This window comes from Kamptonema formosum PCC 10802 (assembly GCF_000332335.1).
Lineage (GTDB): Bacteria > Cyanobacteriota > Cyanobacteriia > Cyanobacteriales > Oscillatoriaceae > Oscillatoria.
In genome coordinates, this window is sequence record NZ_KB235948.1 from 1,975,572 (window position 1) to 1,995,385 (window position 19,814).

Here is a 19,814-nt window from a genome sequence, read left to right on the forward strand (position 1 = left end):
AGAACGCTCTCGTCGCGTCCCCAAACCTAAAGAGACGCGATTTATCTCGTCTCTAGAAGAGATCCCCCTCTCCCCGCCTCACCGGCTCATTCCTGATAATTTTATATGATATTGCGCCCACTTCACCTGAAAAAAGCTCCTCTCCTCGCTGCGCTGTTACCCTTCGCGCTTGCGGGGTGTGTTAGCAAGCCGGCACTGAACAAACCGGCTGCCATCCCGGCACAGCCGGCATTGAATAAACCGGCTGCCATCCCGGCACAGCCGCCACTGAATAAACCGGCTGCCATCCAAACCTTTGTCAAAACCTTGCAACCGCAGATGTCCGAACTCCTGCAACAGGAACTCAAGCGCCGGCAAGTGGACTTTCAACTCACCCCACAAACCCAGGGCAATGCGATTCGCTTATCCGCTCCCAGCTGGCTTGACAGGGAGACGGTTTGGGATGTTAGAATAGAATGGGATAATAATGTGCCGGTTCTCAAAGGAAAAGTCCTCACGAAGCAACAGAGAGAGTTAATTGAAAAGGTGGCAGCAGAGAGCTTCAAGAACACGGCGCGGTTGCGGGTAGAGATTTTCCCGTATGAGGGTGTGGGGTTAGATTATGGCATTACAGTCAAGCCCTACAGCAACCTGTATGTGCAGCCGAAAGAAGAAGCCGGTGGCAACTTAGCCACGCAAGTGCGTTTGGGGACGCCGGTGAAACTCTTAGAGTACAGTGCGGACAAACAGTTTGTCCGGGTGCGGATTGAAGATGACGGTTATATTGCCTGGATACCGAGGCGCGATATAATGGAATCGGAGCCGGCGACTTTTGAGGAGTGGGTGAAGTCGCCGAAACTCACGCTCGCGAACACAATTAAGCAGCCGCAAGAAGTCTACTTCGGGACTCGCCTCAAGTACATTCCTGTCAAAGAAACTGACAAAACCAGTGGCAAATCACCGGACGTTTTGGGAGCAGTCATTCCTGCCAAGTCCGCCAAACCGGAAGCCATGCCTGTTATTCAGCTGAAGCGTCAGGATGTATCCCTCAACCCAGCGACGGCTGGCAGACCGGCACTGATTGAGATTGCCAAACAATTTCTCCCCAAAGGAAAGCAAGGGGGAGGAACCTATCTGTGGGGGGGAGCGGTTGGGAAGAATTTGGATTGCAGCGGGTACACGCAAACGGTTTTCCGCGCCGGGAATATTTATTTGCCGAGGGATGCTGACCAGCAGCAGCTTTACACGCAGCCGGTGGCTGAGACGTTGCAAAAAATTGACCTGTTGCGTCCGGGAGATTTAGTCTTCTTCAGCCAGAACAGAAAATATGCCACTCATGTAGGGATTTATATCGGCAATTACCAATTCATTCACTCCTCCACGAAAGGTGGCTACAGTGGCGTCAAGATTAGTGCGCTCAAAGGTGGGGGCGATTATGACAACTATTTGCAAGAAATCTATTTTGGCGGGGGGCGCGTTGGGGGGATTTAAAATTATAGCAAGGACAGTTAGTTGAGGGCAAGGCCGGAACGCTTGCTCTTACGGACAGGGAGAGGCATCTTACCTGTCCCATGTCTGGGGTGCGTTCCCCCAAGGGGGAACGCTACTTATTGTTGAAACTCACCCTCCATCCAGCCGGCCATTAATTTTGCCGTTGAAGCCATAAACTTCGCGGCTGCCGGCAAAGGGCACTAACTGGACTGAGCGCTGATCTCCAGGCTCAAAGCGGACAGCAGTGCCGGCGGGGATGTCGAGGCGCATCCCTCGCGCCTGTTCGCGGTCAAAGTCCAAAGCCTCGTTGACTTCATAGAAGTGAAAGTGGGAGCCAACTTGAATGGGCCGGTCGCCGCGATTGGCCACCTGTAGGGTAACAGCAGTCCGACCGGCATTGAGTTCAATTTCCCCTTCCTGTACGGTGATTTCCCCTGGAATCATGGCCAGCTGCCAAATGTCTGCAGGGCTATTATAGCAATGGGGCATGCGGCATGGGGCATGGCGCATGGCTCATGGCGCATGGCGCATGGGGCAAAACAATCAATCCTTGCATCCAAAATCCTTGCATCCAAAATCCTTGCATCCAAAATCCTTGCATCCCCAATACCCGAAATCCCCCCCGAAAAAACGAAAAAGCCGTTTTCCCAAGAGAAAACCGGCTGTTTTCAGGACAGGGTAATGGGAAAGTGCGGGGAAAGCCGGCTCGCTTAAGCGGCCATTGGCACCACGCTTGTAGCGGTTTCGTGCTCGACGCGGAACACATTGGCATAGAGGTTGGCAATAATCTGTTTCCCCTGCTGCGTGAGTTCCAAGTAGCGAAGTCCGTCCTGGATGTAGGCATGGACCACATTCCAGTAGAACTTCGGGTAGTTTTGGCGCAAGTCTCCCGGATGGCGGTAGCCCAGACCTTTATTCGCGCCCGTTTCTTCAAACTCGTAGAACAGGGCGCTAATCTTCTGTAGGTAGCGCGGATCGCTCAGCTGACCGATGAGATCGGCGGCGCGAACCAGTCCGGGGTAGTTGATGGTGTCTTGGTGGTCTTCGTCTTTGGGCACGGGGAAGCGAGTCAGCTCGATATTGCGCTTGATCACCTCGGCATCAATCAGCCGGTGACCGCCAAACCGCTCATTAATAAAGAGTTTCCCCCGATCCACATGATAGGGGGTGAGACTGGCATCGGTTGCGCCGGGGGGCAGGATCACCATCTTCCCGTCTGTTCCCGTGGCGTAGAGTCCTTCTGCCGGTCTGTCTTTCCGGCAGACGCCCTTGACATACCCAATGTCGTGGCACAGCAGGGAAATCGTGAAGTGCAGCCAGTCCTCACAGGAAACGCCCCCCTCGCGGATGTGCCTCCCCCTGAGGACTTCCTGCCCCACTAAGGTGACTAAGATAGTGTGTTCGACGTTGTGATAGAGAGCGTCGCTGTTGGCAATATTTTCCAGCGCCATATTGCCGGCCCAGACAATAATGTCGGCATAGTCCGGCTTGTAACCCCCGTAGGTGCGGTGGTAAGCAGCTTTTAGCTGTTGAGCGAAAGTGTCAATTAGGAGTTCAGTGCAGTTAAACATCTCATTTCCTCACCCGATCGGGCTTGTCACCACTCTATCAAAAACGGCTAGAGAGTTAGGCTCTCCCACGGTGGTGGTGTAAAACCCTCTTGTCGGGCACAGGGCGCAAGGCTGGGTAAATTTGTTATCCAGCTATCCTTGGCTCTTTTTTATAAGTTGCGCTTATAACCCGACTGCGGGAGAGCCGAGATTTATATAGATGATAGACCATATTGAGCCGAATGGTTGAGAGGGCAGGATTTTTGGCGGTTCAGTCCGCGACTCCCAGCCACCCCCGGCGAACCGCGTAAAGCAGCCGGTTGATTATCCTGCAGTCTGGCTCGCTGATGCGATCGTTTAACAGCACGGACCTTAGCTCTTGCCGGTGTTCTTCCCTAATCAGCCCACCTTTCCAAGCCTGGAAGCAGACTTCTGAAAGATTGAATTGTGGCAGCCCCCCTATATATTGCATCACCCTTCCTCCAAGACTATTAACTTAATGTTAAATCTTTTTTCCCGCACTTGTGTGATGGAACTCGTGCGGTTGGTGTGATATTATTGAGGCTAGGGAGTGATTTAAATCTCTTCGATCTGGTGATCTGAGTCAGCGATCTCTCGCTTTTCTGAGTTGGGGTAGGGAGAGGGGTGAGCTTAACCGCCTTCCCCGACTCCCCACCCCACTGCAAACGCACTGGGCAGCAGCACCGGCCTGAGGAGAGAAAACACCGGCAGCCTTTCGCCAAGACGCTTCTGCTAGGGGCTTTCCGGCTTTTCTCGCCAGGGCTTTCCGGCAGTCTTTGCTCCTGCTGTGCCAATACGCTCCCCCGGCAAACTCCATACAAACCTCACAGGTGGCAGGACTGCTCTAACCTATTTTTAGCAATTCTGCTGTTGCTGACGCCCAGTTGCTGAAGTGGCTGGCAAAATAAATGCCGCCGGCACTCAGTTCAAAATCCGACCTCCCCACACCCGCTCTCGCAATGCTAACCCTGACACAGCGCAAGCCTGCCGATCCAGAAGCCGCCGCCAGCTTGACTCTGGCTCTCACCGCCTTTGAGCGCACCAAAAGCCGCCACCGGTTTGAAATCGATTCCCAGTTTGTGTCTGTCCACCTGCCCAGAGGGACGGTGCTGCGCGATGGGGACTTGCTGGCACCGGCATCGGGCGACTTGCTGGTGCGAGTGATTGCCTTCCCCGAGCCGGTGCTCACCGTCACCGCCAACACCCCCCTGGACTTGCTGCGCGCCGCCTATCATCTGGGCAATCGCCACGTGCCGGTGGAAATCGCCCCCACCTACCTGCGGCTGTCACCGGATTCCGTACTCCAGGCAATGCTGGAACAGCTCGGTGTTCAGGTGCGAGAGGAAGTCGCTCCCTTTCACCCGGAAACCGGCGCTTATGGCAGCCACTGAAAATTGCTTAGGACATTAGACACTGAGGGCAGGCGAGACGCCTGCCCTACGCCTATAGGTCCACCCTGCAGTGTTGACATTGAGCAGGTTTTATGATAGAGCTAAACGACTTTGCGCTCCTGTCTTTGCTGCAGCTGGCTTCTTCAGCGCTGCCGGTGGGCGCATACAGCTATTCCGAAGGGCTGGAAACCCTGATCGCCACCGGCACGATTGACAGCCGGCAGTCCTTGGAGCGCTGGCTGGCGCACTGCCTGCGATATGGGGCAGTGCGGGTGGAGGCGGCGGTGATGGTGCGCGCCTTGAGGGCTGCCGGCACCGGGGATCTAGAGGCTCTGGCTTATTGGAATGCCTGGGCGACGGCAACCAGGGAAACAGAAGAGTTGCGCCAGCAAAGCTGGCAGATGGGCAGCGCTCTGAGCCGGCTGCTAGTGGCGCTCGAGCCGCAGCTGCAGGTGCCGGTGAGCGCTTGCGGGAGTCCGTGCAATTTTTCCGTAGCAATGGGCATCGCAGCCGCTCACTGGCAAATTGACGAATTTGCCGCTGTTTTGGGCTATTTGCACAGCTGGGCGTCGAATTTAATCGGTGCCGGTGTTAAACTGATTCCCCTCGGCCAGACAGCCGGCCAGCATCTGCTGTTAAATTCCCACCCGGCACTAATTCATGCTGCCCGAGAAATTCTATCCTTAGATGATGAGAGCCTCAGCTGCACCGGCTGGGGGCTTTCCCTGGCTAGCATGAACCATGAAACCCTGTACGCGCGTCTATTTCGCAGTTAACTGGGCTTTCATCCGGCAATTACCAGCTAGAGAGTTTTGGGGGTGTTGCTGTCAAAAAATAAAATGTGTGCTTTCTTTGCCAATTGCCATGTCCGTTCAGACTCGCCCGATGATGTCGCTAAAGTGCTAGAATGTGTGAGCCGCACTCGCGCCTATGTGTCCGCCGCCGAAAACGGCTGGGTTTCGGTCTATACTGAATCCTCGTGGAGAGCGCAGAACTATCGCGAAATCAACCACATTGCGCGGGAGCTGTCCTGCCGCCTGTCCACAGCAGTATTTGTTTTTATCGTTGATGACACTATCTATTTGCTCTACAAACTGTACGACAGGGGCGAACTGCTCGATAAGTATAACTCACAGATTGACGAATTAGAATATTCCGAGCTATACTATTTTGGGGAAGAAGTGGAGGGGGGCGGAATTCTCAAGCGGTTGGTCGAGCGGTTACGCTATGGCGCTAAAGTGCCTGAAGCCGAACGAAACCGCTTCCGGGGGCAGCCCGATGTACTGCTGCCCTATTGCGTGCCCGGTACTGAATTGCAAACGGTTGCCGGCTGGTTCCACCCGGTAGACATGTCAGAGGAGGAGAGAAATAGAGCGGAGACAGCCTGGGAAAGGTATGCTATATATGCTGAGGGGCCTGGAGATGAGGAGCTATTCACCCGCTGGATGGCATGCCTTTTTGAAGCGGACAGGTTTCTAGTTATGGCCCGGTTTTTGGGGATAAAAAAAGACAGGGCCAGGATAGATTTTATGCACTTTGAAGAGGGGCTAGTAGGGAACGAGGCTGAGAATTTTAGATTGGTGGGGACAGCCAAACAGCCAAATTTAAATTAATGGAAATCCTGAAAAGATGAGCGCAGAGGAATCGAGACTTAACCAGTTGCGACGCATCGCCGAGAGTGCCAGCAAAGTGGCAGCGCAAGGGCGGGAGGCGGTCACAGTCGGGCCATTTCAAGGGACAATTGACCGGTCCTCAGATATGATTTGGCTCAGCTGCGCGGTGCCGGTGGCACCCTTGGGCAGCGCCGGCGAGGTGGCTCTTGCGCTGGCTGAATTGCAGCGCCTGTTTCGGGAGCGCCGGCGCACTCTCCGCTTTGAGTTCAGCGAGTCCCTGTGGCCAGAACTGCCCGCCGCCTTGGAGCGAGCCGGTTTGCAGCTGCAGGCGCGCCAGCCCCTGATGCTGTGCGCGCCAGCCGACTTCCAGCCGTTCCAAGCGCCAGAGGTGGAAGTGCGATTGCTGGACACTCCCGACGACACCGGCACGCTCGCCACCTTCGAGTCGGTGCTCAGCCAAGCTTTCGGCTTTGAGGGCATTTTCCAAATCCCGCAGTTGCGAGAGCACTTGCGGCGCGGCAGCTGGCGCTGCGCTCTGGCAAGCTGGAATGGGGTGCCGGCAGCCGGTGGCTGCACCATGCCGCTGGAAGGGGTTGCGGAACTCGCCGGTGTCGGCACTGTGCCGGCGCTGCGCCGGCGCGGTGTGGCGTCAGCGCTCAGCAGCTTTCTGGTGCGGGACCACTTCCAGCGGGGCGGCGATCTGGTTTGGCTGTCTGGCGGTGACACTGTTGCTGAGGCGGTTTACCGGCGCACCGGCTTCCGCGTGGCGGACGCGCAGCTAAATTACATAGAAGGAGAGGCAGTGTGAGTGCATTTCGCGTGGGAATTGCCGGCCCGGTTGGGTCGGGAAAAACAGCTTTAGTTGACGCCCTGTGCAAATCTCTGCGGCAGCAGCACAAAATTGCTGTCGTTACGAATGATATTTACACGCAAGAAGACGCCCAGTTTTTAGTGCGCTCTCAGGCGCTAGATGCGGAGCGGATTGTGGGAGTGGAAACCGGCGGCTGCCCCCACACCGCTATCCGCGAGGACGCTTCTATTAATATGGTGGCAATTGAACAGCTGGAAGCGCGCTTTTCTGATTTAGACCTGGTGTTTGTCGAGAGTGGGGGCGACAACCTGGCGTCTACGTTCAGTCCGGAGCTGGTAGATTTGACCATTTATGTGATTGATGTGGCTGCCGGTGACAAAATCCCTCGCAAAGGTGGGCCGGGAATTACGAAATCGGATTTGCTGGTGATTAATAAGATTGACCTGGCCCCTCATGTGGGGGCTTCCCTGGAAGTTATGGAGCGGGATGCAAAAAAGATGCGGGGGGACAAGCCTTTTGTGTTTACGAATTTAAAGACGCGGGAAGGGCTGGAGGCTGTGAGCGATTTTATCCGCTTCCATGCAGGGACTCTGTAGGGTGGGGAACGCTTCGCGTTCCCCACCCTCAAGGAGATTGGGACAGGCTTTTCGGCCTGTCCTGCGCCAGAACTGCCGGCTAGCTAGAAACTAAACGTAGTCCGGACGGTGCCGACGTACATGGTCTTGTTATTGTCGTTGTGTTCCGGATTGACAATTACCATCAGGCCGGGAGTGATGCCGATACTATCAGTGATTTGGTAGCGATAGAACGCCTCTAAATGCAAAGAAGTGTCCCGATCTTCAGCGCCGTCGCTATCAGTCAGTTTGGGGGGCATCCCCACGACAATTCCGCCCAAATTGCCCTGTTTGCCCAGGTCTGGGAAAGCTAAGGTGACGGCCCAGTTTAAAAGTGTGGCGGTGTCCCCGTCATTAGCTACTTGAAGTCCAGCATCATTAAACCCATTGCCTTCAGCAGTTGCTTCTGTCCAGCCAACCCAGCCGCCTAGCGTAAACCTGGGGCTGAGCCGGAAACTGGCTTGCAGCCCATAGGAGTTGGCGGTGGTGGCGGCATTGCCAAAAGGTTTTTCGGCTAGGGCGCTGCCGACTCCGCCGCCGGTGCTGACGTTATTATTGGTGACATCTTCGCCGGTAAAATAAGAGCGGACATAGGTTAAACCCAGACCGATACTGTCGCTGGGGCGCACGGTGAGTTGGGCGATAGCGCCAAACGTGCCATCGAAAAGACCTCGTCCGGGAGTCGGATCGCCAGCGGAGAGATAGTTGCCGCCGAGATAGCCCAAGGAGACGCCGAGGGATTTGCTGAAGTTGTAGGTGATGCCGGCACCGACACCGGCACCGCTGAGCCGGTAGATGGGGTTGCGCTGCCCAAACTGGGAGATGGTGCCCAGGGCTGCGCCGCCGTAATCAAGGGCGTTGAGGGAGGGAGCGAAATCATCTAGTTTGCCACCGGCAAATTCGATCAATACGTTGCCCCTGTCGCCGAGGGGGAAGTTGTACCAGCCTAAATCGATGTCGAAATTGTTGTCGTTGCCCCGGTCTGGGTGGAGGCGGGCCATGTTCGTGCCGGCGGAGATACCTAAGTTAGGGCTGTTGGAGGCATACAAGCGGACTAACAGGTGATCTTTGCCGGTGAAGCTGGTATTGAAGTTGAGCCGCACTCGCTCGGAAAAGTTGGGCACTGACCCGGGGCCGGTGTCTGTCTCTCCGATAATATCGCTGGCGGCGAATACTACTTCGCCGGTGAGTTTGCTGGTGGTGGAGAACTGATTGGCTTCCAGTTCGGCGGTGCGCGCTTCTAGGGCGTCGGCGCGACCCCGCAGGGTGGCCAGTTCGGCTTGGAATTCTTGCAGCAGCCGGTTCAGGGTGGCTAAATCCGCTTTGGTGGCTAAGTTGGATGTGTCCGTTCGCGAAATCAGCTGCACGATCCGCTCCAAACAGGCGTTCAAACCGGCAGCAAATTCGTAGCGCGTCATCGCTCGGTTCCCCCGGAAGGTGCCGTCGGGATAGCCGGCAATGCACCCGTAGCGCTCTACTAGGTTCTGCAAGGCTTGGAAGGCCCAGTCTGTGGGCTGGACATCGGAGAGCTGAGACACCGATGTCACTTGTTCCATCACTTCTGTTTCGGGCAATACCGGCTCTGTGTTGGGGCTGAACTCTTGCATTTGTGCCGGTGCCGGTGCCGGTGCCTGTGCCAGTGCCGGTGCCAGTGCCGGTGCCAGTGCCGGCAAGTTATCCGGGCTGAACTCTTGCAGTTGTGCCGGTGCCGGTGCCTGTGCCAGTGCCTGTGCCGGTGCCTGTGCCGGTGCCTGTGCCTGTGCCGGTGCCGGCAAGTTATCCGGGCTGAACTCTTGCAGTTGTGCCGGTGCCGGTGCCTGTGCCGGTGCCGGTGCCGGCAAGTTATCCGGGCTGAACTCTTGCAGTTGTGCCGGTGCCGGCATCTCTGGCAAGTCCCCCTGGTTTCCCTCCGCCCTTGTGGCTGCTGTGTCAAGCAGCTGGTACGTCACAATTGCCGCACTGAGCGTCAGCAAGTGCCAAACAGCAGTACGCATTCTCTCTCACACCTATACGCAGTTGAATAGGCAACTTTTAGCAGAGGCGCTTCTGGCAATATGTTATCTGCGCTACATTATTGCCTCTGTGCGGCAGGTTTGCGCCGCTCCGGTTTGGGCCGGCGGGACGCCAATTGTTAAGATTAGGTTAAGTTTCTCCCACCTGCGGGCTGCCGGTGAATATTCTGTATCAGAGATAACAAGTTTTCGGGAAGGCACAGCCCTACCATCTCAAAAGAGCTGTTAAGTCCATAAGATATCGCGGGTTTCAGTTGGATAAAGTAGCCCTTTGAAACCCGGAAGAGGGCGGGCACAGGGGCCATTAGTCTCAACTTAAGCTGTGTCCCGCAGTCTCTGGGCGGTTGAAACCGCAGCTATACAGACAAAACCCGCAAGGCAAGGGTTTTAAGATTCTAGCTCTTCTCTTAAGTCCTTGTCATGCGGACTTGGTTGTAGTGCCGCGATTTCAAGAAGCTGTTGGCGTGCTTGATGTAGGGTAAGACCCCACCCCCAAGTTTCCTCGTTCCCAGCTCAAGCCCGGAGGAGGAAAAACCGCGCAGTTTGTGAGAGTATCGATCTACTCTTAGCCCGCGTTGGGCGAAGCCCTTCCCGAAGGGTAGGCGGGCTTCGTCTGTATAGCCGCGATTTCAATCGCCAGGAACCTGGCCAACTAGCCAGAGGTCTAACCCCTCACGAATTCGCCAACAATCTCTTTCAATCGCCAGGAGCTTAAATTGACACCGATGGCACTCTTTCCCGCCCCTACGCTCACCGGGTTTCTCCGTACTTCATTAATAGAAAACCCGCTAAAATCCACGCATCCAAAATCCACGCATCCAAAATCCAAAATAGATTATGTACAGCTACTCTGATGAGGGAATCAATCTTAACGAATATTCTTTTGAAGAGTGGGTTGATTTCGCCTTTGACCATCCCGTGACTGACCCCCCCTGGCATCACGCGGCAGAATGGGAATGGACCGGCGATCTCGAACATCTCTTGCCGTATGTGGCTCGACTTTTCAGAACCCCTGACTTCCTGCTCGATAGATATAGCGAAGAGCAGCTCATACAAGGATTCGGGTATCTTTCCAGCTGGATAAACTTGCCAAACTGGATATGGCAAAAAGATGTTTCCTGGCCGCTTCGGGAAGAGTGCATCTTCTCAATGGTCACTCTTTGCGAACGTTTGTTTGTCAAGAACCCTTTGGATGAAACTTGTTCTATGTGGTGGAACTGGTTTCGCTATTATGGAGAAGAACCTGCAGAGGAGAGAGTGGGAGAGGCGATGCTTCAAGCTCTTTTGCAGGTTCTCAAACTTCCCTCTACAGACTGTTGGGCGAGCGCCCTGTATGGGTTAGCGAATTTGCAGCATTCTGGAAAGAAAGCGGCGATAGAGAGTTTTTTGCAGGCGCACCCGGAGCTTGAGGAAGGATGGAAATCGTTGGCTTCTGCTGCTATAGAAGGAAGAGGCCCCATTCGGGATTAGCAATTACTTTATCGCGGCTCTCATATTAATGAGGTACAGAGAAATCCGGTTTCTTTAAGAAACCGGGTTTCTGGGCCATAGTTCATCCAACTGAGAAATGCTATATATAGTTTGTGTGGTGGGTTGCGCAACGCTTACCCACCCTGCGGGGAGAGGAGATTATAAAAATTAAATTAAGTTTTTGCCGGCAGGGGGTGAAAGCGGCTATTTTGTAGCGTAGATTACAAAATAGGGGGTGCCGCAGCCCTAGTATCACACGGTACATTGAATGTCTGCAAACACAATTGGGGTAAGTTAGAGTATGGCAAGGCGGTTTGGCCGGCGTAAATTTCTATTATACGGTTCTGCAACCTTGGGAACCAGCATTCTGCTGAAGGCTTGCGGTCAAAATCCGCCGGCACAGACAGGGAGTCAGGCCACTACGGCCTCTTCTCCATCCCCGGCTGGAGCCGCCGGCAGCGGCAATACGATTAAAGTGGGAATACTGCACTCGCTGAGCGGCACGATGGCCATTAGTGAGAAGAGCGTCGTGGACGCGGAGATGCTGGCGATTGAGGAAATTAACAGTGCCGGTGGGGTGCTGGGCAAGAAAATTGAGGCGATTCAGGAAGATGGCGCGTCTGACTGGCCCACTTTTGCGGAAAAAGCGAAAAAGCTGATTGACCAGGATAAAGTTGTGACTGTTTTCGGGTGCTGGACTTCTGCCAGCCGCAAAGCGGTGCTGCCGGTGTTCGAGCAGAAAAACCACATGCTGTGGTATCCTGTGCAGTACGAAGGGCAAGAGTGCTCTAAGAATGTTTTCTACACCGGCGCAGCCCCCAACCAGCAAATCGAGCCGGCAGTTGACTGGCTGCTGGAAAATAAGGGCAAAAAGTTCTTCCTGGTTGGCTCGGACTACGTGTTTCCGCGCACGGCGAACACCATCATCAAGGCGCAACTGGAAGCCAAAGGCGGTGAAGTGGTGGGCGAAGACTACCTGGCCTTGGGCAGCCAAGAAGTGACGCCGCTGATTGCTAAAATAAAGGCGGCACTGCCAGAGGGGGGCGTGATTTTTAACACCCTCAACGGGGACAGCAATGTGGCTTTCTTCAAACAGATGCAGGGGGCCGGTTTGGGGCCAGATAAATATCCCTCCATGTCGGTGAGCATTGCGGAAGAAGAAGTCAAGGCCATCGGCACAGAGTCGCTAAAAGGCCATTATGCTGCCTGGAACTATTTTATGACGGTGGACACACCGACAAACAAGAAATTCGTGGAAGCTTTTAAGGCGAAATATGGTAAAGACCGGGTGACGAATGACCCGATGGAAGCAGCTTATATTATGGTTTACCTGTGGAAGCAGGCGGTGGAAAAAGCTGGGACAGCTGACGACTTGGAGAAGGTGAGAGCAGCTGCCCTGGGCCAGACGTTTGAAGCGCCGGGAGGTCAGGTAAAATTGGAAAATAACCATCACCTGGCTAAGTTTGTGCGGCTGGGACAAGTCCGGGATGACGGCTTGTTTGAGATTGTTTACTCGACGCCCAAGGCCGTTGATCCGCTACCCTGGAATCAGTTCGTTAAAGAAACGAAAGGTTTTTCCTGCGACTGGTCAGATCCGGCTAAAGGCGGTAAGTTCAAGGCGATCTAAAGAGTTTTATCCCTCGTTCCCAGGTTCCGCCTGGGAACGAGAGAAAATCCAAAATCCAAAATCGCACGGAGGAGCGGGTGCTGCAATTACTAGACGGTGTGTTTAATGGAATTAGTATTGGCTCGGTGCTGCTGATAGCGGCGCTGGGTCTGGCTATTATTTTTGGGCTGATGGGCGTGATTAATATGGCTCACGGCGAGCTGATGATGCTGGGAGCATACACGACTTTTGTGGTGCAAAATGGCTTCAAACTGCTGGGAGCGCCTTGGGCGGATTTTTATATTTTCTTTGCCCTCGTGTGTGCGTTCGCAGTGGCGGCTTGGGCGGGGTTAGTTTTGGAGCGGGTTGCGGTCCGCTTTCTCTACGGGCGTCCGCTGGAAACGCTGCTGGCGACTTGGGGCGTGAGTTTGATTTTGCAGCAATTTGTGCGCAGTGTCAGCTGGGTGCTGGCGATTGGGATTGGGCTGTTTTGCGGGCTGTTTTTTGGGGGGCTGTGGGTGCTGTCGCGGCGAGCGGATTTTGAGCGAATTCGCGGGGGCGCGGTGGCGGTGATTTTGCCTCTGTCGCTGGGGATTGCCGGTGCGGCGGGCGCGTTTTTGGGACAGACGTATCAACTGGCAGTGACGAAGCCTTGGTTTGGGGCGCAAAATGTGGATGTGACGGCACCGAGCTGGCTGCGAGGGGGGCTGCCGGTGGGGAATTTTCAGATGCCCTATACGCGACTGTTTATTATCGGGCTGACTGCTGTTTGTGTTGCCGGCATTTACCTGTTTTTGCAGCGTTCTGTCTGGGGCTTGCGGATCAGGGCGGTGACGCAAAACCGCAACATGAGTTCGTGTTTGGGGATTCCCACTCAAACAGTGGACGCCCTGACGTTTGCCTTGGGTTCTGGACTCGCTGGGGTTGCCGGCTGTGCGATCAGTTTGCTGGGTTCGGTGGGGCCAAATACGGGTCAGAATTATGTGGTTGACGCTTTTATGGTGGTTGTCACCGGCGGTGTTGGCAAACTTGTGGGGACGATTGTGGCGGCGCTGGCGATTGGCACGGCGAACTATCTGATAGGATCGGGAACGCTAGCACTGATGCTGTCAAATGTCAAGCCTCTGGCTGATTTCTTTTCGTTTTTTGCCACGGCGAGTATGGCGAAGGTGATGGTGTTTGCGCTGATTATTGCTTTTCTGCAGGTGCGCCCTGCAGGGATTTTCCCGCAGAAGGGGCGGGCGGTGGATGCTTGAGGGGGGGATTTTGGATTGTGGATTTTGGATGCGTGGATTTTGGATTTAAACCCGGGGCATCAAGGGGGGCGTCGGGCGGAAAAAATACTATCTATAGCCTTTCTCATATTAGTGAGGTACTGAGAAACCCGGTTTCTTAAAGAAACCGGGTTTCTGGGCCATAGTTCATCTAACTGAGAACCGCTATATCTCAACTTGGTATAACAGGGAAAAAAGGAGTTTGAGAGAATGCCAGAAGGGGAAAAAGGGAACCGGGAAAGTCTGAAAATCTACCACTTTCCTTACAGAAGACAGGGAGAAAGGCAGAGCCGGCTTGCCGGCACGCAGTCGCACGGGAAAAAAGAGTTGGGAGAAAGTATTTTACCAACTCTCCCTGAGCAGCTATGGCTATTCATTGAAGCGGCGGCTGTCGCGGGGGTTGCGCTGGTTTTGATCTTGGCGGTGCCGGCGGCGCTTTCCGAGTTTCGCCTCAACTTGCTGGGGCGATTTTTGGCGCTGGCTATTGCCGCCCTCGGCATTGACTTAATCTGGGGCTACACCGGCATGCTCAGTCTCGGGCACGGGGTGCTGTTTGCCTTGGGCGGTTACGCCATAGCTATGCACCTGAAGCTGCAAATCCCCCCCGATGCCAGCTCGCAGCTGCCTGAATTTATGAGCCTCTACGGGGTGACAGAACTCCCCTGGTTCTGGCAGCCGTTCTATTCCTTCACTTTCACCGCCGCAGCCCTGATCCTGATTCCGTCTTTGGTGGCAGCTTTCCTGGGCTATCTGGTGTTCCGCAACCGCATCCGGGGGGTGTATTTTTCCATTCTAACACAAGCGGCGACCATTGTGTTCTTCAACCTGTTCAACGGACAGCAAAAACTGATTAACGGCACCAACGGGCTGACAGATTTCAAAACGATTTTTGGGATGCCGGTGAGCGCAACTCAGACGCAGTTTGTCTTTTATAGCGTTACGGTGGTGCTGCTGGCGGGCGCATACGCGCTGTGCCGGTGGCTGACGAGCGGGCGCTTCGGGCGCTTGCTAATTGCCATTCGCGATGATGAGAGTCGGGTGCGCTTTTCCGGTTACGATCCCACCGGCTATAAAGTAGTGGTTTTTGCCATTTCTGCGGGGCTTGCCGGCATTGCCGGTGCCATGTTCACCCTGCAAACCGGCATCATCTCCCCCAAAGCAATGGATATTGCCTTCTCCATTGAAATGGTAATTTGGGTCGCAGTCGGAGGGCGAGCCAGCTTGGTGGGAGCCATCTTAGGGGCGCTGGCGGTAAATTACGCCAAAAGCCTTCTCAGCGAAAAATTCCCCGAAGTCTGGCTATTTTTCCAAGGGGCGCTGTTTCTGATTGTCGTCATGGCACTTCCCAGCGGTTTAGTCGGCTGGCTGCGCAACCAAGGAATCGATCAGCTGCAATCCCGACTGAGATTGCGCCGGCACGTTGCAACTTACCCCAGCTTAGAAGACAGCCCCGAAGTGCAGCGCGAGCGCGAAGAACTGGAAAACTAACCTCTTGGCGCTCTTGGCGTCTATGGCGGTTCAAAAAATTCCCCCCATAAATATGAGCCCGAACATCTTACAAATACAAAACCTAACCGTCAGCTTTGACGGATTTAAAGCCCTGAACCAGCTGAACTTCAGCATGGATGCCGGTGAGTTGCGCGTGATAATTGGCCCAAATGGTGCCGGCAAGACCACATTTCTGGATGCGATCACCGGCAAAGTGAAGCCCACAATAGGGCGGGTGATGTTTAAAGGGCAGAATTTGCGCTCCTTCTCGGAACATCAAATCGCCCGCATGGGAATTGGGCGCAAATTCCAAACCCCTCGCGTTTACCTTAACCTGACGGTTCGCGAGAATCTGGAGCTGTCTTGCAACCGCAACAAAAATGTGCTATCAACATTATGGAGCCGCACGCCGGCATCGGAGCGCAAAACGGTGGTGCAGCTGTTGGAAACGATTGGGTTAGTGACGAAAGCGGATATAACAGCTGGGTTTCTATCTCATGGGGAGAAGCAGTGGCTGGAGATTGGGATGCTGGTGGCGCAGTCACCGGATTTGCTGCTGGTGGATGAGCCGGTTGCCGGTTTGACGGATGAAGAAACGGCACTCACCGGCAAGTTGCTCCTCTCGCTCGCAGAAAGTCACTCGATTGTGGTGATTGAGCACGATATGGAATTTGTGCGGCAAATTGCTCGCAAGGTGACGGTGCTGCACGAGGGTTCGGTGCTGTGCGAGGGGAGTATTGAGGAAGTGCAGAATAACCCGCGCGTGATAGAGGTATATTTGGGGAAGCCGGCAACTGAGGGCGAGGCGAATTAAGGCGGATCGAGAAACCGGGTTTCTTAAAGAAACCCGGTTTCGGGGAACTGCGAAAGCCTGCCGGTGCGGGCTTCAAATTCATTAGTCCGCGCAGGCGGACTTTGTTTGTATAGCCGCGACTTCTAGTCGCCAGGGGAGTGCAATTGATATGATGTTGCAAGTGTCTGGGCTGAATGTTTATTATGGTGAGAGTCACATCCTCCGCCAGGTGGATTTAAATGTGCCGGCGGGGAAGATGGTGTGCCTGATCGGGCGCAATGGTGTGGGCAAAACTACGCTGCTGAAAACAGTGATGGGGCTGATTAAGCCGCGCACCGGCACGATTAAGTTTTGCGACGAACTGATAGCCGGCACATCTCCGGATCGCCGCGCTCGCATGGGAATTGGATATGTGCCGCAAGGGCGCGAGATTATCCCCCGTCTGACGGTGAGGGAAAATCTGCTGCTGGGTTTGGAGGCGCGGCGCGATCGCCCGAAAAACCAATCTGTACCTGATGAGATTTTTGAGCTATTTCCTGTGTTGAAAACCATGCTTTCGCGCATGGGAGGCGACTTGAGCGGGGGGCAGCAGCAGCAGCTAGCTATCGCTCGTGCGCTGATGGGAAATCCCCAATTACTGCTGCTAGATGAACCCACCGAGGGGATTCAACCTTCTATCATTTTGGAAATTGAAGCGGCGGTGCGCCGCATTATTGAATCCACCGGCATATCGGTGCTGTTAGTGGAGCAGCACCTCCATTTTGTCCGCCAAGCTGACTGGTACTACGCCATGCAAAAAGGCGGAATTGTCGCTTCTGGAAGCACCGGCGAACTCAGTCAAGATGTGATTCAGCGGTTTCTGGCGGTGTGAGTATCATTTTATAATGAACCGCCAAGACGCGCCTGTTCGCCAAGAGGAATTTTCTTGGCGACCTTGGCGTTCTTGGCGGTTCAATCAATTATACGCTATGGGGCGCTAAAGTTGTCAGCCAGCTGCTGATTCAACTCCAGCAGTTGCTCTAAAATACTGTCGCCTGCGTCAAATCCATACGCTGACATCACCAGTTTATCTAGTCCGGCGTGCAGTTGAAACAGCTGGCTCGCCGGCTCCTCAAAAAATTGATTGTACAGCTGGGTAATCCCCCACTGTTTCTTTTCCATTTCTTGTGTGCGATATTCATTCAGCTGCTCAGCTGCTGTCCGAATTTGCTCGGCTAAGGAGCCGCTGGGTGTCTGGGGAAACGGGAAGGTTTCAAAGCAAGTGTTGTGAGTGTAGCGAGTGTCGCCCTTGAGAGTAGAGCTTTGAGCTTTAACCCAGAGGCGGTGAACTTTAGACGTGAGAATTCCAAGAGTGTAGAAATCATCGGAGGCGACAACGATATTTAGATCGCCCGGTAGCCAGCTGAGAGGCGCAGGGATGAAAACCGCCCATTTGGAAACTCTGGGAACCGTGAAGTAGCGGGATAGCGGCGCGATAGCCTCTCTCATTTCTGGACGAGTTCGCAGAAATTTCCACCAGTCAGTTCTGGCTTTTTTATCTCGGTTGGTATCCCGTTCAGGCTTAACAGTTGTTCTAACGTGTTCAAAGGGCAAAACATAATTGCTGGCGGACTCAAGGCTCATATCATTAAAGTCAATAATCCAGCGTTCCGGTTTTCCGTGAGGGTTTTTAGCCAGATTCGCCCCCATTGAAAACAGTTTGAGAACGTCTTGATTCTTCGGGTCAGCTTTAACCCACGCCTTGACCTCTCGCTCAGTCACAATAAAACCTTTGCCTACAGGAATCACCCCCTGAAAGCATTTATTCAGATTGCCAGAAAGTCGAACCGCTTGTGACACATCTGTAGTGGCTGTCAGGGAAGAATTGATTCTCGCCACCTTCCGATTGTCCAGATAGCAAGCTTTGGGTTGCTGCTTGTTCCAATTCACAATGCTAACATGGACTTTGGCCTCACCTGACCAAGGTTGAGAGGAAATGGCTTCATAAATATATCCCCCATTTTGAGTGATGTACTCCAAAGTAGCAGCCCGACTCTTCCCCTGACTGATTGAATTCGTCCCAACCAAACCAGCCCTGCCATTTTCGCCCAACTGTTCGTGCGCTAACCGGAACCAATACGAGCAAAAATCAACCGAATCTCTCACCTCTGGGAAGCGCTCAAAAACCCGCTCCATGTACTCATCGCCCAAGACAGTCCTCGCATGCTTTCCGCCCAAAAATGGGGGATTGCCGATAATGGCTTCTGCCTTTGGCCACTTGACAAACAGCGCATCTTGGCAGACAATATTCTTATCCAGCGTATCCAGAGGGAGTGCCGGTTCTCGCAGCCCCAAATTGTCAATGGCAATCTTGCGCCCAATCATCAAAGTCACCCGCGCCAGTTCCACCGCAAAGGGATTGATATCCATACCGTAAAACTGTGCCGGCGTCACAAAACTGATTTCTATCTGAGCTATTTCCCCGCGCCGGCGCTGGGATAACTTTTCCAGCAACAGCTGTTCAATCCGCTTCAGTTCCTGATAAGCTATATAGAGGAAGTTACCAGAACCGCAAGCCGGATCGAGCACCCGGTAGCTTTGCAATTCCATGCGCAGGGCTGACAGTTCTGGAATTGTCGCCGCCGCCTCAATTCGCGACTCCCAGTATTTGCTAATCGTCGGGCGGACAATCTGCATGATATCAGCTTCCGAGGTAAAATGAATCCCGTGCGCGTGACGCTTTTGCTTGTCTGTCGCCGCCTCAAAAATATTGCCAAAGATAGCGGGGCGCACCTTGCTCCAATCCTGACGCCCGCACACATCCAGAATTTCCAACTCGCGCCGCGTCAGCTCAATCGGATGGACAGTCTTAAATAACCCCCCGTTAAAGTAATCAACTCCCTTGTAGCGCCCAGCTGGGGTAATTCCCGGCTGATTCATTTCCCGGAATAACCCCCCCAGCACATCGTAAGAATTCGCCCCACTCAAGCACTCCTGAACGCAAGCGATGAACATATCCTGGGGAAGCAGCCCTCTATCTTCAGCGAACATCGCCAGCACGCACTGCAAAACAAACCGCTGCGCCGCTAATTCATCAAATCCCTGTTTCTGACCGCGCTCTTTCAATTCTCGGAAGAGCAATCCCATCCGACTGGCGGCTTTTTCCGTTATCTCCACTTGATTATTGCGAAACACCGGCACTCGTTCAGCCAACTCCATAAACGCGAAAGCGCCGGCGCGTTCTGGAAGTTGTGACACCGGCACCCTGTCTGCCGGTGTGTCCAGCATTGTGTTAAAATCAAATATCCAGAACTCGTCAAAATTGCACAGCAACACATAGCGGGGGCGCTCTGGCACCAACCGCATCCAGTAATCAAACGCCTGCGAATAGTGTTTGCTCAGGTTTTCCCCCCGTTTTTTCATCTCAATCAGCACCCGGGGTTTCCACACCAAATCCGCAAAGCCGGTTTGGCCCTTTTGGCTACCTTGCTTGACTCGTTCCTCGTAAATCGCACCGGCTTCTAGCGCCCCCTCGTGGCCAAATGCCTGAAAGAAGCGGTCGAGGAATACCTGCGCCTCTCCCTTTTCATCTCCTGTAATGTGTTGTTTCCAGTAAGTGACAAACTTTTGTAGGCTCTCCGGGGTTGCCGGCATAAGTCATTGCTCCAATATAGCGATTGCTTCAGAAACCCGGTTTCTTAAAGAAACCGGGTTTCTCAGTA

The 19,814-nt window shown here is 54.1% G+C and carries 18 protein-coding genes; 12 read left to right on the top strand and 6 right to left on the bottom strand.

The genetic code is table 11. The annotated features are described in order from the left end of the window. Window positions 1–105 precede the first annotated feature (105 nt). Window positions 106–1,470, top strand: coding sequence for a C40 family peptidase (locus OSC10802_RS0108465; protein WP_017716355.1), 1,365 nt, complete (start codon window positions 106–108; stop codon window positions 1,468–1,470). A gap of 129 nt (window positions 1,471–1,599) precedes the next feature. Here OSC10802_RS0108465 and OSC10802_RS0108470 read toward each other — a convergent pair whose 3' ends face one another. The 4 genes from OSC10802_RS0108470 to OSC10802_RS54180 all read right to left on the bottom strand — a co-directional run bounded on the left by OSC10802_RS0108470 (window position 1,600) and on the right by OSC10802_RS54180 (window position 3,858). Beyond that, entirely contained in the window at window positions 1,600–1,914 is a 315-nt protein-coding gene (locus tag OSC10802_RS0108470) for an urease subunit beta (RefSeq protein ID WP_026098300.1), read from the bottom strand. A gap of 266 nt (window positions 1,915–2,180) precedes the next feature. Then, window positions 2,181–3,041 (bottom strand): Npun_R2479 family HD domain-containing metalloprotein, encoded by an 861-nt coding sequence (locus OSC10802_RS0108480; RefSeq protein ID WP_017716358.1) that lies wholly within the window; start codon window positions 3,039–3,041, stop codon window positions 2,181–2,183. A 250-nt stretch (window positions 3,042–3,291) separates the two neighbouring features. Continuing rightward, window positions 3,292–3,492, bottom strand: a complete 201-nt coding sequence (locus OSC10802_RS0108485; protein WP_017716359.1) for a hypothetical protein — start codon at window positions 3,490–3,492, stop codon at window positions 3,292–3,294. 132 nt (window positions 3,493–3,624) lie between these two features. Continuing rightward, window positions 3,625–3,858: a hypothetical protein gene (locus OSC10802_RS54180; RefSeq protein WP_017716360.1), complete on the bottom strand. Its 234-nt coding sequence runs from the start codon at window positions 3,856–3,858 to the stop codon at window positions 3,625–3,627. A 142-nt stretch (window positions 3,859–4,000) separates the two neighbouring features. Here OSC10802_RS54180 and ureE point away from each other — a divergent pair, with 142 nt between their 5' ends. The 5 genes from ureE to ureG all read left to right on the top strand — a co-directional run bounded on the left by ureE (window position 4,001) and on the right by ureG (window position 7,452). Continuing rightward, the gene (ureE, locus tag OSC10802_RS0108490; protein ID WP_026098301.1) at window positions 4,001–4,432 is read left to right on the top strand and encodes an urease accessory protein UreE; all 432 of its coding nucleotides are present in this window, start codon (window positions 4,001–4,003) and stop codon (window positions 4,430–4,432) included. Window positions 4,433–4,524: 92 nt separating this feature from the next. Then, window positions 4,525–5,208, top strand: coding sequence for an urease accessory protein UreF (locus OSC10802_RS0108495; protein ID WP_017716362.1), 684 nt, complete (start codon window positions 4,525–4,527; stop codon window positions 5,206–5,208). Between the two features lie 63 nt (window positions 5,209–5,271). Next, window positions 5,272–6,045 carry a hypothetical protein gene (locus OSC10802_RS0108500; RefSeq protein WP_017716363.1) on the top strand — a complete coding sequence of 258 codons (774 nt, stop codon included), beginning with the start codon at window positions 5,272–5,274 and terminating at the stop codon, window positions 6,043–6,045. A gap of 16 nt (window positions 6,046–6,061) precedes the next feature. After that, window positions 6,062–6,853, top strand: a complete 792-nt coding sequence (locus tag OSC10802_RS0108505; protein WP_017716364.1) for a GNAT family N-acetyltransferase — start codon at window positions 6,062–6,064, stop codon at window positions 6,851–6,853. After that, on the top strand, window positions 6,850–7,452 hold the full coding sequence (gene ureG / locus OSC10802_RS0108510; protein ID WP_017716365.1) for an urease accessory protein UreG: 603 nt from the start codon (window positions 6,850–6,852) through the stop codon (window positions 7,450–7,452). The genes OSC10802_RS0108505 and ureG overlap by 4 nt, the downstream gene beginning before the upstream one ends. Before the next feature lie 83 nt (window positions 7,453–7,535). Here the strand turns inward: ureG and OSC10802_RS0108515 are convergent, their stop codons facing one another. Continuing rightward, the gene (locus tag OSC10802_RS0108515) at window positions 7,536–9,464 is read right to left on the bottom strand and encodes an iron uptake porin (protein WP_017716366.1); all 1,929 of its coding nucleotides are present in this window, start codon (window positions 9,462–9,464) and stop codon (window positions 7,536–7,538) included. An 855-nt stretch (window positions 9,465–10,319) separates the two neighbouring features. Between OSC10802_RS0108515 and OSC10802_RS0108520 the strand changes: the two genes are divergently transcribed. From OSC10802_RS0108520 to urtE, 6 genes are all read left to right on the top strand, one after another. Beyond that, window positions 10,320–10,952: a hypothetical protein gene (locus OSC10802_RS0108520; protein ID WP_017716367.1), complete on the top strand. Its 633-nt coding sequence runs from the start codon at window positions 10,320–10,322 to the stop codon at window positions 10,950–10,952. 301 nt (window positions 10,953–11,253) lie between these two features. Continuing rightward, entirely contained in the window at window positions 11,254–12,579 is a 1,326-nt protein-coding gene (gene urtA / locus OSC10802_RS0108530) for an urea ABC transporter substrate-binding protein (RefSeq protein ID WP_017716369.1), read from the top strand. 77 nt (window positions 12,580–12,656) lie between these two features. After that, window positions 12,657–13,814: an urea ABC transporter permease subunit UrtB gene (urtB, locus tag OSC10802_RS0108535; RefSeq protein ID WP_017716370.1), complete on the top strand. Its 1,158-nt coding sequence runs from the start codon at window positions 12,657–12,659 to the stop codon at window positions 13,812–13,814. A 228-nt stretch (window positions 13,815–14,042) separates the two neighbouring features. Then, window positions 14,043–15,320 (top strand): urea ABC transporter permease subunit UrtC, encoded by a 1,278-nt coding sequence (gene urtC, locus OSC10802_RS0108540; RefSeq protein ID WP_017716371.1) that lies wholly within the window; start codon window positions 14,043–14,045, stop codon window positions 15,318–15,320. A 52-nt stretch (window positions 15,321–15,372) separates the two neighbouring features. Beyond that, the gene (gene urtD / locus OSC10802_RS0108545; RefSeq protein ID WP_026098303.1) at window positions 15,373–16,134 is read left to right on the top strand and encodes an urea ABC transporter ATP-binding protein UrtD; all 762 of its coding nucleotides are present in this window, start codon (window positions 15,373–15,375) and stop codon (window positions 16,132–16,134) included. Window positions 16,135–16,285: 151 nt separating this feature from the next. Further along, window positions 16,286–16,984, top strand: a complete 699-nt coding sequence (urtE, locus tag OSC10802_RS0108550) for an urea ABC transporter ATP-binding subunit UrtE (protein WP_017716373.1) — start codon at window positions 16,286–16,288, stop codon at window positions 16,982–16,984. A 95-nt stretch (window positions 16,985–17,079) separates the two neighbouring features. Here the strand turns inward: urtE and OSC10802_RS0108555 are convergent, their stop codons facing one another. Next, window positions 17,080–19,746, bottom strand: coding sequence for a DNA methyltransferase (locus tag OSC10802_RS0108555; protein WP_017716374.1), 2,667 nt, complete (start codon window positions 19,744–19,746; stop codon window positions 17,080–17,082). Window positions 19,747–19,814 lie beyond the last annotated feature (68 nt).

Coding starts and splice junctions, on each gene's coding strand:
- urtD (WP_026098303.1), top strand. CDS start 15,373: ATGAGCCCGAACATCTTACAAATACAAAACCTAACCGTCAGCTTTGAC.
- OSC10802_RS0108480 (WP_017716358.1), bottom strand. CDS start 3,041: ATGTTTAACTGCACTGAACTCCTAATTGACACTTTCGCTCAACAGCTA.
- OSC10802_RS0108485 (WP_017716359.1), bottom strand. CDS start 3,492: ATGCAATATATAGGGGGGCTGCCACAATTCAATCTTTCAGAAGTCTGC.
- OSC10802_RS0108465 (WP_017716355.1), top strand. CDS start 106: ATGATATTGCGCCCACTTCACCTGAAAAAAGCTCCTCTCCTCGCTGCG.
- OSC10802_RS0108520 (WP_017716367.1), top strand. CDS start 10,320: ATGTACAGCTACTCTGATGAGGGAATCAATCTTAACGAATATTCTTTT.
- OSC10802_RS0108505 (WP_017716364.1), top strand. CDS start 6,062: ATGAGCGCAGAGGAATCGAGACTTAACCAGTTGCGACGCATCGCCGAG.
- ureE (WP_026098301.1), top strand. CDS start 4,001: ATGCTAACCCTGACACAGCGCAAGCCTGCCGATCCAGAAGCCGCCGCC.
- OSC10802_RS54180 (WP_017716360.1), bottom strand. CDS start 3,858: ATGGAGTTTGCCGGGGGAGCGTATTGGCACAGCAGGAGCAAAGACTGC.
- OSC10802_RS0108500 (WP_017716363.1), top strand. CDS start 5,272: ATGTGTGCTTTCTTTGCCAATTGCCATGTCCGTTCAGACTCGCCCGAT.
- OSC10802_RS0108470 (WP_026098300.1), bottom strand. CDS start 1,914: ATGATTCCAGGGGAAATCACCGTACAGGAAGGGGAAATTGAACTCAAT.
- OSC10802_RS0108495 (WP_017716362.1), top strand. CDS start 4,525: ATGATAGAGCTAAACGACTTTGCGCTCCTGTCTTTGCTGCAGCTGGCT.
- urtC (WP_017716371.1), top strand. CDS start 14,043: ATGCCAGAAGGGGAAAAAGGGAACCGGGAAAGTCTGAAAATCTACCAC.
- urtA (WP_017716369.1), top strand. CDS start 11,254: ATGGCAAGGCGGTTTGGCCGGCGTAAATTTCTATTATACGGTTCTGCA.
- OSC10802_RS0108515 (WP_017716366.1), bottom strand. CDS start 9,464: ATGCGTACTGCTGTTTGGCACTTGCTGACGCTCAGTGCGGCAATTGTG.
- urtE (WP_017716373.1), top strand. CDS start 16,286: ATGTTGCAAGTGTCTGGGCTGAATGTTTATTATGGTGAGAGTCACATC.
- OSC10802_RS0108555 (WP_017716374.1), bottom strand. CDS start 19,746: ATGCCGGCAACCCCGGAGAGCCTACAAAAGTTTGTCACTTACTGGAAA.